The 902-nt window shown below is 73.8% G+C and carries 1 protein-coding gene; it reads right to left on the reverse strand.

The annotated features are described in order from the left end of the window. Positions 1-902, reverse strand: a 902-nt coding sequence (locus OERS_RS20385; RefSeq protein ID WP_068627793.1) for an aminotransferase class I/II-fold pyridoxal phosphate-dependent enzyme, incomplete at both ends; no start/stop codon positions are given.

Here is a 902-nt window from a genome sequence, read left to right on the forward strand (position 1 = left end):
AGGCCCTCGCACAGCAGGTCCCGCCGGTCGCGCAAGGACGCCGCGAGCGCGCGCGGGGCGTCGTCGTCGGCGAGCGCCTGGGCGATCGCGGGCTGGAACGGCGCCCCCGACGTGTACGTCAGGAACTGCTTGACCGTCCGCACGGCCTCCACGAGGTGTGCCGGCCCGTGCAGCCAGCCGATCTTCCAGCCCGTGAACGAGAAGGTCTTGCCCGCCGACGAGATGGTGATCGTGCGCTCGGCCATGCCCGGCAGGGTCGCGACGGGCACGTGCACGGCGTCGTCGTACACGAGGTGCTCGTAGACCTCGTCGGTCACGACGATCGCGTCCACGGAGCGGGCCGCGTCCGCGATCACCTGCAGCTCGGCGCGCGTCAGGACCGTCCCGGTCGGGTTGTGCGGCGTGTTGACGAGGACCAGCCGGGTCCGCGGCCCGACGGCGGCACGCACCTGGGCGGGGTCGAGGCGGAAGCCGTCCGGGGTCGGGTGGAGCGGCACGGTCACGTGCGTGGCCCCCGCGAGCGCGATGACCGCCGCGTGGGAGTCGTAGAAGGGCTCCAGGGTCACGACCTCGTCGCCCGGTCCCGCGAGGGCCAGGACGGTGGCCGCGAGCGCCTCCGTGGCCCCCGTGGTGACCAGGACCTCGGTGTCCGGATCCAGGTCCAGGCCGTAGTGGCGTCGTTGGTGGTCCGCGACGGCCCGGCGCAGCTCGGGGATTCCCGTGCCCGGCGGGTACTGGTTGTGCCCGCCGGTGATCGCGCGGATCGCGGCCTGCTTGATGGCGTGCGGGCCGTCGACGTCCGGGAAGCCCTGGCCCAGGTTGATCGCGCCCGTGCGCGCCGCGAGGTTCGTCATCTCGGCGAAGATCGTGGACGCGACGCTGCCGTCGGCGCGCAGGAGCCC

The organism is Oerskovia enterophila (assembly GCF_001692445.1).
GTDB classification, from domain to species: Bacteria; Actinomycetota; Actinomycetes; order Actinomycetales; family Cellulomonadaceae; genus Oerskovia; species Oerskovia enterophila.